10 protein-coding genes are annotated in these 9452 nt (G+C 65.0%); 1 reads left to right on the plus strand and 9 read right to left on the minus strand.

The window, feature by feature from the left end; translation table 11 throughout:
- The 7 genes from AC1D0P_RS16670 to AC1D0P_RS16700 all read right to left on the minus strand — a co-directional run.
- On the minus strand, positions 1-848 hold an 848-nt coding region (locus tag AC1D0P_RS16670; protein WP_477677768.1), incomplete at its 3' end, for a carbohydrate kinase family protein.
- Positions 849-865: 17 nt separating this feature from the next.
- Entirely contained in the window at positions 866-1996 is a 1131-nt protein-coding gene (locus tag AC1D0P_RS16675; RefSeq protein ID WP_477677769.1) for a DUF3426 domain-containing protein, read from the minus strand.
- A gap of 74 nt (positions 1997-2070) precedes the next feature.
- Complete coding sequence (gene prmA, locus AC1D0P_RS16680; protein WP_477677775.1) at positions 2071-2955, minus strand: 50S ribosomal protein L11 methyltransferase; 885 nt, start codon at positions 2953-2955, stop codon at positions 2071-2073.
- 24 nt (positions 2956-2979) lie between these two features.
- Positions 2980-4329, minus strand: coding sequence for an acetyl-CoA carboxylase biotin carboxylase subunit (gene accC / locus AC1D0P_RS16685; RefSeq protein ID WP_477677770.1), 1350 nt, complete (start codon positions 4327-4329; stop codon positions 2980-2982).
- Between the two features lie 42 nt (positions 4330-4371).
- The gene (accB, locus tag AC1D0P_RS16690) at positions 4372-4827 is read right to left on the minus strand and encodes an acetyl-CoA carboxylase biotin carboxyl carrier protein (RefSeq protein ID WP_477677771.1); all 456 of its coding nucleotides are present in this window, start codon (positions 4825-4827) and stop codon (positions 4372-4374) included.
- Positions 4828-5161: 334 nt separating this feature from the next.
- Entirely contained in the window at positions 5162-5719 is a 558-nt protein-coding gene (locus tag AC1D0P_RS16695; protein ID WP_477677772.1) for a TlpA disulfide reductase family protein, read from the minus strand.
- On the minus strand, positions 5716-6279 hold the full coding sequence (locus tag AC1D0P_RS16700) for a hypothetical protein (protein ID WP_477677776.1): 564 nt from the start codon (positions 6277-6279) through the stop codon (positions 5716-5718). The genes AC1D0P_RS16695 and AC1D0P_RS16700 overlap by 4 nt, the downstream gene beginning before the upstream one ends.
- 202 nt (positions 6280-6481) lie before the next feature.
- On the opposite strand from AC1D0P_RS16700, the gene mpl reads away from it, so the two are divergent.
- The gene (gene mpl, locus AC1D0P_RS16705) at positions 6482-7909 is read left to right on the plus strand and encodes a UDP-N-acetylmuramate:L-alanyl-gamma-D-glutamyl-meso-diaminopimelate ligase (RefSeq protein WP_477677773.1); all 1428 of its coding nucleotides are present in this window, start codon (positions 6482-6484) and stop codon (positions 7907-7909) included.
- 42 nt (positions 7910-7951) lie between these two features.
- Here mpl and AC1D0P_RS16710 read toward each other — a convergent pair whose 3' ends face one another.
- A complete protein-coding gene (locus AC1D0P_RS16710) occupies positions 7952-8263 on the minus strand; it encodes a hypothetical protein (RefSeq protein ID WP_436156440.1) in 312 nt (103 codons plus the stop codon).
- A 79-nt stretch (positions 8264-8342) separates the two neighbouring features.
- Positions 8343-9452: 3-deoxy-7-phosphoheptulonate synthase (locus AC1D0P_RS16715; protein ID WP_477677774.1), on the minus strand; the 1110-nt coding region annotated here is incomplete at its 5' end.

Raw genomic sequence — 9452 nt, forward strand, 5'->3', positions numbered from 1 at the left:
ATCTTCAGTGCGCCAACCCGGTTGCCCAGCGCGGCGCAACGCGCCAGCGGCCAGCCCTGCTCCAGGCCGAACAGCAGTGCCCCGCGAAAGGCGTCGCCGCAACCGGTCGGGTCCACCACGGCCTCGGCCTTCACGGGCGGCACCAGGGTTTTCTCGCCGTCAATCCAGACTTCGCAGCCTTCGGCGCCCAGCGTCACCACCAGGCCCTGCACGCGCCGGGACAATTCGGCGCAGGACAGGCCGGTGCGGTCGCAGAGCATTTTGGCTTCGTAGTCGTTGACCGTGACCCAGGTGGCCAGCTCGACGAAATGCGAGAGCTCCTTGCCGTCGAACATGGGCAGGCCCTGGCCCGGGTCGAACACAAAGGGGRTGCCGGCCGCCTTGAACTGCTCGGCATGCTGCAGCATGGCGTCGCGCCCATCGGGCGAAATAATGCCCAGCTTGATGTCGCCGCGCGCCGCGATGCGCGTCACGTGGGCCTGCATCATCGCGCCGGGGTGAAACGCCGTGATCTGGTTATTGTCGCGGTCGGTCATGATCATGGCCTGCGCGGTATAGGTGTCGCCGACCTGGCGCACGAACTCGGTGCTGATGCCCAGGGCAGTCATGCGCTCCACATACTCTGCGCCGTCGCTGCCGACCGTCGCCATCGGCAGTGCCGTGCCGCCCAGCTGCCGCAGGCTGTAGGCGATGTTGCCGGCGCAGCCGCCGAATTCGCGGCGCAGCGCCGGCACCAGGAAAGACACGTTGAGGATGTGCAGCTGGTCGGGCAGGATCTGCTCGGAAAAGCGCCCCTCAAAGCTCATGATGGTGTCAAACGCCAGGGAACCACAGATAACAGCGGACATTGATTTTCTCGTTTCAATCAGGGATAAAAAACCAGGACACGGTAGCCCGCCACCCGCAGGGCTGCGGGCGCGGAAGGAGAGGACGAAGCGGAGGAAGGGGACGACGCGGGAGCATCACCCGTGACTTTCATGATGACCAGGCCCGCCAGTTCGGACTGCGCCGCCAGCGTCGCGGCCTTGGCGCCGAACTGCGCCGGCGCCAGGACGCGGCGCACCACGGCCTGGTCCTGGGTGTCGGTCAGGGTCACTTCCAGCGAGGGCATTTCCAGCACCGTCACGCCGGTGTTCTTGAGCGTGAAGCTCAGGCGGTAGGCGTCGGGGCCTATCCGGTTGAAGCTGGAGCTGTCGATGACCAGCGTCTCAATGTGGCGCGGCGGGCGGACCTCACAGTGCAGCGGGCCGCACAGCGCCTGCAGCGCCGGCAACAGCCCCGGCTCCAGCGCGGCCAGCGTATTCCTTTGCTGGATCGCCCATTGCGCCACCAGTGTGGCCAGCAGCAGCAAGGACAGCAGGGCCAGTGACCAGCGCGTCAGCGGTTTTCGCCAGAAGGCCTTGCGCCGCGCTTCCCGCACAAAAGACACGTCGTGTTCCACGGGCCGTCCCGGCATGCCGGAATCCACGTCCGAATAGGCGAAGCTGGAATCGTCCTCGATGGCCTCCTCGCGCACCACGACGGACTGGCGCGGCGGCGGCGCGTCGGGCAGTGATTCGGCGGGCAGCTCCAGCGGGTCGTGCTGGCGTTCCTGCTGAGCCTGCTTCCAGCGCACGGGATCAAAATCGGCGGCGCTGTCCTGGGCGTCGTCCCAGCCGGGGCTGGAAGGCCTGAGCGGCGCCCTGTCGGCAAACGAGCGGGCCGGCGCCCATTCCTGCCGGGACGGCGCCACCGGTGGATCGGCCTCGGGCAGGCTTTGGGGCTCGGTCGGCGCGTCAAACACCGGAAGGGGCGCGGCGGTCGTGTCGGGCACCGAGTCGAGCAGCGCGGCCGCGGGAGCGGTCAGCGAGGACATGTCGCGCGGCAACAGATGGGCCGACGCATCGAACACTTCGGCGCAATGCCCGCATCGCACCCAGCCTTGTGAGACTTTGAGTTGGTCGGTCACGACTTTGAACATCGTGCCGCAGGCGGGGCAGCGCGTAATCAGGCTCATTTAGCGCTGTATTGTAGGGGTGGCGCCTGTCTCCGACGGCCTGGAAACCGCCATACGCGACGGCCGGTGCCGGCTCAGAACCGGGCGGTCATCAGGATCCAGCCCTCTTGCGTGTCATGCACGCTGAGCTGGCAATAAGGAGCGTAGGCTTCCTTGAGCTCGTCGGCCTGGCGCTCCAGGATGCCGGCGAGCACCAGATGGCCGCCTTTCTCGACGTGCGCGCACAGCAGCGGCGCCAGCACCTTGAGCGGCGTGGCCAGGATATTGGCCAGCACGGTGCGGTACTGGCCCAAGGCTTTTTCGGGCAAGCCGGCATTGAGCGCCACATGGTTGGCCTCGGCATTGGCGCGCGTCGATTCGACGGCGGCCGGATCAATGTCGACGGCGTCGATGTCGGCGGCGCCGAACTTCGCCGCGCCAATGGCCAGGATGCCCGAGCCGCAGCCGTAGTCCAGCACACGGCCCAGGTCCTGGCCGGTCCGGCCAGCGATCCAGCGCAGGCACATGCGTGTGGTCGGGTGCGTTCCCGTGCCAAAGGCCAGGCCCGGATCCAGGCGAATCACCTGTTTGGCTTCGGCGGGCGGTTCATGCCAGGTCGGCACGATCCAGAATTCAGGCGTGATGTCCACCGGCTCGAACTGCGACTGCGTCAGGCGCACCCAGTCTTGCTCCGGCACGGGCTGGATGGCGACCACGCGGCAGCCGGCGAAAAAATCCTGGGCTGCCAGCACCTCGGCCGCGTCGCGCGCCAGGGCTTCGGTGGCAAACAGCGAAACGATGCGGGAGCGCTCCCAGCCCGCCTTGGGCGGCGGCATGTCCGGCTCGCCGAACAGCGCCTGCTCGGCCGGCGTCTGGGCGTCGGCGTCTTCCACCGACACGCTGAGCGCATCGAGTGCGTCCAGCGCCTCGCTGAGGGTTTCCACCTCATCGACGGGGGCCAGAAGGATCAGCTCGAACAAACTCATCGCGCGCCCGGGAAGTGCTCAGCGCTCACGTTTCGACAACCACTCTTCCAGGTAGTGGATGTTCGTGCCGCCGTCCATGAACTTGGCGTCCACCATCAGCTCACGGTGCAGCGGGATGTTGGTGTTGATGCCTTCAACCACGGTTTCGGCCAGCGCCGTGCTCATGCGGGCCAGGGCCTGCTCGCGCGTATCGCCGTGCACGATGATCTTGCCGATCATGGAGTCGTAGTTGGGGGGCACGAAATAGTTGGCGTAAATGTGCGAATCCACGCGCACGCCCGGCCCGCCGGGGGTGTGCCAGGTCGTGATGCGCCCCGGCGAGGGAACGAACTTGTAGGGGTCTTCCGCRTTGATGCGGCATTCGATGGMATGGCCCTTGAGTTCGATGTCGCGCTGGGCGAACGGCAGTTTTTCGCCGGCCGCCACCATGATCTGGGTGCGCACGATGTCCACGCCGGTGATCCACTCGGTGACCGGATGCTCCACCTGCACGCGGGTGTTCATCTCGATAAAGTAGAACTCGCCGTTTTCGTAGAGGAACTCGAAGGTGCCCGCGCCGCGGTAGCCTATCTTCTTGACGGCAGCGACGCAGCGCTCGCCGATGCGCTCGATCAGCTTGCGCGGAATGCCGGGCGCCGGCGCTTCTTCAATGACTTTCTGGTGGCGGCGCTGCATGGAGCAGTCGCGCTCGCCCAGCCAGACCGCGTTCTTGTGCTGGTCGGCCAGGATCTGGATTTCGATGTGCCGCGGGTTCTGCAGGAATTTCTCCATGTAGACCTCGGGATTGCCGAAGGCTGCGCCGGCCTCGGCCTTGGTGGTCTGCACCGCGTGCAGCAGGGCCGCCTCGGTGTGCACCACGCGCATGCCGCGCCCGCCGCCGCCGCCGGCCGCCTTGATGATGACGGGGTAGCCGACCTGCTTGGCGGTGCGCTTGATGACGACCGGGTCATCAGGCAAGGCGCCCTCGGAACCGGGCACGCATGGCACGCCGGCCTTGATCATGGTCTGCTTGGCCGAAACCTTGTCGCCCATGATGCGGATGGATTCGGGCGAGGGGCCGATGAATTTGAAGCCGCTTTTCTCCACCCGTTCAGCGAAGTCAGCGTTTTCGCTCAGGAAGCCGTAGCCGGGGTGGATGGCTTCGGCATCCGTCACCTCGGCCGCCGAGATGATGGCGGGCATGTTGAGGTAGCTGTCTTTGGAGGGCGCCGGGCCTATGCAGACCGATTCGTCCGCCAGCTTGATGTATTTGGCTTCGCGGTCGGCCTCGGAATAGACCATCACGGCCTTCACGCCGAGCTCGCGGCAGGCGCGCTGGATGCGCAAAGCGATCTCCCCGCGGTTGGCGATCAGTATTTTCTTGAACATGCGTCGGTAAGCCTGGTTTGAAAAGGAGGCGCTCAGCCCCGCTTATTCAATGATGAAGAGGGGTTGGCCGTATTCGACAGCCTGGCCGTTTTCCGAAAGGATCTTGGTGACCGTGCCCGACTTGTCGGCTTCGATCTCGTTGAGGATCTTCATGGCCTCGATGATGCAGATGGTCTCGCCTTCCTTGACCACGCTGCCGAGTTCGACAAAGGGCTTGGCGCCAGGGCTGGCCGAGCGGTAGAAGGTGCCCACCATGGGCGACTTGACGGCATGGCCGGCCGGGGCGGCAGGCGCCGCATCGGCGGCCGGAGCACCAAGCGCACCGGCGGCCGGGGCCGCTGCGGGAGCTGCTACCATGGCAACCGGCTGCTGCATCACGACGGGGGCGCCGCTGGATTTGACGATGCGCACCTTGCCTTCAGCTTCGGTGATCTCCAGCTCGGAGACGTTGGACTCCGAGACGAGGTCGATCAGGGTTTTGAGTTTTCTTAAATCCATGGGTTCTCTCCAACGACGGTAGATGCTGGCGCGGGATCTCGGCGCAGCTTTTGACTGAAAGGCCGGAAACAGGGCGCACTTGACGCGGCCACCGATCTTCCTTCTTTTTTCACTTACTTTCTGCTTTTACGCTTTAAAGCGCTTATCAGTTAATTACTGCGGGGAGCAGCCAAGCGGCTTTCCCCGGGAAAGCGCAGAGTGTACATCAAGCCGGAGGCCATTCCAAACCGTCTGGCGGCTGGCTTTGTTTCCCTGGATGGGGCTCAGATATTGCTGTTAGAAGCTTGTTACCGCAGGTTAACGAGGATTTCGCGGCGAAAGCCGTAACAGGCAGCTAGGTGAGCTTGGCCCACTGCGCCAGGTCTTCAGGCAGGACCTTGCCGATCTTGCGATGCAGCAGTTCGCCCGACGCGCTGAACACCGCCGTGAACGGCAGGCTGCCGGCGATGTTGCCCAGCGACTTGCTGAGTTCCGTCCCGCCCAGGCCGGCCATGCCGACCGGAAAATGCAGGGGTTTGCTTTGCAGCCAGGTCCGCACCGCGCTCGGTTGGTCGACAGCCAAACCGACTATTTGCAGGTTTTTATCGCGGTTTTCCTGGTAGAAATAATCCAATAGCGGCAATTCCTCGACACAGGGCGGGCACCAGGTAGCCCAGAAATTCACCAGCAAGAGCTTGCCGCGGAAGCTGCTCATGGACAGGTTCTTGCCATCGGGCGTGTCGAAGTTCAGGCTCCAGAAGGCGTCGGATGCGCCGCCCGCCGTGCCCACGACACCCGCCCCAGTCGGGCTTGCATCCACCTGGTGCGGCTGGAATTTCCACCAGGCCATGGTGGCGCCGGCAATTCCGGCTATGGCGGCGGCGCTGCCATAAAGCATGTTTCTGCGATTCACGTGTCTGAAGCTCCGGCTTGGGAAGTCAATAATTTTTGCACGGCGGCGAGGTCGCCCCGTGGCGTCCGGCCCTTGGCGTCGGGTTTGAGGGCACCGCGCAAGTCGTCATGGTCGTAGACCATCAGGTGCACACCCACCGTTTCATTCAAAGGTTTGCACACACTTCGCAGGCTGAGCGCTTCCACGCTGTCGCCGGTAAAACCGGTGACGGTGCGCGGCTCGTAGTCCACATTGTGCTCAATCAGTGCGATTTCAGCCGATTTGGGGTCATCGCAGAAAAGCTGGATGTAGATGTCGGACAGCCGTGTCGCCGTGCCATGCCACACCGCGCCGCCCAGGTAAGGCCGGAACTGCGCCAGGCGCTCCATCCAGACCAGGGCCAGCTCGCGCAGGGCGGCCAGCTCGGCCGGTTGGGTGTCGGCGCAGAAAAGCGCAATGTATTCGCGCACCGCGTCTTCGAGCTCGTCGTTGCCGGGCAGTTCGGTGCGCGCCGGCAGCGCCATCTGTTTGACGGCGCGGCGTTTGGCGGGGCMGTATTCGAGTCCTTCTTCGACCACCATTGCGGCGGCTGTAGCGGCGATTTCGGATTTAAGGGTGTGTGGGGTCACGGTCGGCAGGCCCGAAGGCCAGGAAGGATAYGAGGGCAGCGAAGCGATTGTGCCCCTGTTAGGCGCCCATCTGGCCCTAAAGTTCACCGCCCGCCACAGCCCACTGCCCCGGCGGCATTGGGCCGGCAAAAAGCCCTGCCTAGAATACAGGCCCATGCACATACATATTCTGGGAATCTGCGGCACTTTCATGGGCGGCCTGGCTGCCCTGGCGCGGGAGGCGGGGCATAAAGTCACCGGTTGCGACACCGGCGTCTACCCGCCCATGAGCGACCAGTTGCGCGGCCTGGGGATCGAACTGATCGAGGGTTACGGCGCGGACCAGATGGCCTTCGAGCCCGACGTGTTTGTGGTCGGCAACGTGATCTCGCGCGCCCGGCTGGCCGATGGAACGCCCAAGTACCCGCTGATGGAAGCCATCTTGAACAGCGGCAAGCCCTATACCAGCGGCCCGCAATGGCTATCGGGCCATGTTCTGCACCACCCCACGCACCACGCAACCGGCCCGCGCCACGTGCTGGCCGTGGCCGGCACGCACGGCAAGACCACCACCACGGCCATGCTGGCCTGGATCCTCGAGCATGCCGGGCTGAAGCCGGGTTTCCTGGTCGGCGGCGTGCCGCTCAATTTCGGTGTCTCGGCCCGTCTCGGCGAAGGCAACACCTTTGTCATCGAGGCCGACGAATACGACACCGCATTTTTCGACAAACGCAGCAAGTTCGTGCACTACCGGCCGCGCACCGCCGTGCTGAACAACCTGGAGTTCGACCACGCCGACATTTTTGACGACCTTGCGGCCATCGAACGGCAGTTCCACCACCTGGTGCGCACCGTACCCTCGCAGGGCCGCGTGGTCGTCAACGCGGCCGAGGCCAGCCTGCAGCGCGTGCTGGCCCAGGGCTGCTGGAGTGAGCAGCTACTCTTTGGCAACGGCCTGCTGAACAAAGCCGGCTTCACGGCCCATGGCGAGCCGCACGATTTCCACGTGCTCAGGGCCGGCGAGGCCGTGGCCCATGTGAAATGGGGCATCAGCGGCGTGCACAACCAGCTCAATGCCTTGGCCGCCATCGCGGCGGCAGAGCATGTAGGCGTGGCGCCCGAGGCCGCGGCACTGGCGCTGGCGGCATTCCAGAACGTGAAGCGCCGCATGGAAGTGCGCGGCGTGATCCCGCGCAAGGGTGGCGACATCACCGTCTATGACGACTTCGCCCACCACCCCACCGCCATCCACACCACGGTGGACGGCCTGCGCCGCCAGCTGCAAAGCGCCGGCCGGGGCGCCGAACGCATACTCGCCATCTTCGAGCCGCGCAGCAACACCATGAAGCTGGGCGCCATGACGGCCCAGCTGCCCTGGAGCCTGGAGCAGGCCGACCTGGCCTTCTGCCACGCCGGCGGGCTGGACTGGGACGCGCGCGCCGCGCTGGCGCCCATGGGCGAACGCGCCCAGGTCGCCGGCACCATTGACCAGCTCCTCGACCAGGTCAAGGCGGCGGCCCGGCCTGGCGACCATTTGCTGTGCATGAGCAACGGGGGCTTTGGCGGGATTCACGCCAAATTGCTGGAGGCGCTGAAAGCCTGAGCTTTTGCCTGAAGTTCCTGGGGGGCTCTACTACTCTACTAATTAGTAAGTGATGCTGAGCGTTGCCACGTCGATGTGCACGACGGGCTTGGCCAGCGCCGCGCTGGTCGCGCGGGCAAACTCCTGCGCCCATTTGGCCTCGGCGAACTTCGCCGGCCCGGCGGCCTGGGCCACCACCACGACCTTGTCGGCGGTCAGCAGCTTGCCGGTGGGCCGCAACGGCTCGCAGCCCATCTGCGTGAACTGGTCGTCCAGCCACCAGCGTGCCACGTCGTGCGGCATGGGCTGCACTTCGTTGAGGTCCAGCCGCACGGGCGGGCTGTCCTTGAAGCTCACACTGACTTCGCTGCGCATGATGATGTGCTCCTGATCAGGTGCCCATGGTCGGCGACTTGCGGGTGTGGCGGCTATTCGCACAAACCCGCAAGCAGCTTTACTTYGCCGCGCGGCGCTTGAGCACAGCGGCCGACAGGATTTCCAGCACGTCCAGTGAATCGTTCCAGCCCAGGCAGGCATCGGTGATGCTTTTGCCGTATTCCAGCGCCTTCGAGTCGTCCTTGCCCGGGGTGAATTTCTGGGCGCCGGCATTGAGATGGCTTTCCACCATCAGGCCGAACACGTGGCGCGAGCCCCCGGCCACTTGGCCCGCAATGTCGCGCGCCACTTCGACCTGCTTTTCGTGCTGCTTGGAGCTGTTGGCGTGGCTGCAGTCCACCATCAGCGTGGCCGGCAGCTTGGAGGCTTCCAACTCCTTGCAGGCCGCCGCAACGCTGGCCGCGTCGTAATTGGGCGCCTTGCCGCCGCGCAGGATGACGTGGCAGTCCTTGTTGCCGTTGGTCTGCACGATGGCGACCTGGCCGTTCTTGTGCACCGACAGGAAATGGTGGCCGCGCGCCGCCGCCTGGATGGCGTCGGTGGCGATGCGGATGTTGCCGTCCGTGCCGTTCTTGAAGCCTATGGGCGCCGACAGGCCTGAGGCCAGTTCGCGGTGCACCTGGCTTTCGGTGGTGCGCGCGCCGATCGCGCCCCAGGAGATCAGGTCGCCGATGTACTGCGGCGAGATCACGTCAAGGAACTCGCTGCCGGCCGGCAGGCCCAGGCGGTTGATGTCGATCAGCAGCTGGCGCGCGATGCGCAGGCCCTCGTCGATGCGGAAGGTTTCATCAAGGTAGGGGTCGTTGATCAGCCCCTTCCAGCCAACCGTGGTGCGCGGCTTTTCGAAGTAGACRCGCATCACGATTTCCAGCGTGCCTTCGTACTTCTTGCGCTGCTCGACCAGCTTGCGGGCGTAGTCCAGCGCCGCCATGGGATCGTGGATGGAACAGGGGCCGACGACGACCAGCAGGCGGTCGTCCTTGCCCTGGATGATGTTGTGGATGCTTTTGCGGGTCTTGCTGATCAGCGTCTCGACGGCGGTGCCGCGGATGGGGAAGAAGCGGATGAGATGCTCGGGAGGGGGTAGCACGGTGATGTCCTTGATGCGTTCGTCATCGGTCTGGCTGGTTTTTTCGACGGTCGCATACCAGTTGTCGCTGGCGGAGGT

It is taken from the genome of Polaromonas sp. P1_G2, assembly GCF_056405515.1.

What these genes read in the sequence shown, in the direction of transcription:
- AC1D0P_RS16710 (WP_436156440.1), bottom strand. Translation starts at nt 8,263, where the DNA reads ATGCGCAGCGAAGTCAGTGTGAGCTTCAAGGACAGCCCGCCCGTGCGG.
- accB (WP_477677771.1), bottom strand. Translation starts at nt 4,827, where the DNA reads ATGGATTTAAGAAAACTCAAAACCCTGATCGACCTCGTCTCGGAGTCC.
- AC1D0P_RS16675 (WP_477677769.1), bottom strand. Translation starts at nt 1,996, where the DNA reads ATGAGCCTGATTACGCGCTGCCCCGCCTGCGGCACGATGTTCAAAGTC.
- mpl (WP_477677773.1), top strand. Translation starts at nt 6,482, where the DNA reads ATGCACATACATATTCTGGGAATCTGCGGCACTTTCATGGGCGGCCTG.